We start from the raw sequence: 423 nt of genomic DNA, 5'->3' as shown, positions 1-423 counted from the left end.
CTTTTAGACAGTTTCGCGCCCAGGCTCTTGCTTCGGGGCTGGCTACATTTGGCGAGTCTTGCTCTACGAGATATTTGGCCAAAGCCTTGCTATCGATCGACACGAAAAATTTTGCATTCTGTTTTTTCTTCCCAGAAAAGCCTGTCCTGCCGGGCTTGGATTCCAAGCGCTTCGCGCTCTGCCGGATCGCAAGTTGCCAAGCGCCATTGCCAGCCAATCTTCGACTTGCGTTGCTGCGCGTCCAATTCCTCCTGATTCAGATCAGCGAAGATTTTGCGCCTTGTTCAACCATAGGACGACAGACCTAACTCAACTCCATTTCTGGAGGCTCGGGAGGCTTTTTGCTCCGCCTCCATGGGGAGCTTTTTGTATCGCGCCGAGCATGCCAGCCCAAAGGCAAGTCCGCCAATTGCGCAACCGTGT

The 423-nt window shown here is 53.4% G+C and carries 1 protein-coding gene; it reads left to right on the top strand.

All coding sequences use genetic code 11. The annotated features are described in order from the left end of the window. Positions 1-308: hypothetical protein (locus FMN63_RS29610; protein ID WP_205513747.1), on the top strand; the 308-nt coding region annotated here is incomplete at its 5' end. Between the last annotated feature and the right edge of the window lie 115 nt (positions 309-423).

The organism is Stappia sp. BW2 (assembly GCF_008107695.1).
GTDB lineage: Bacteria > Pseudomonadota > Alphaproteobacteria > Rhizobiales > Stappiaceae > Roseibium.
The sequence above is the reverse complement of the archived record's forward strand: the minus strand, read 5'-3'. Positions and strand labels throughout refer to the sequence as shown.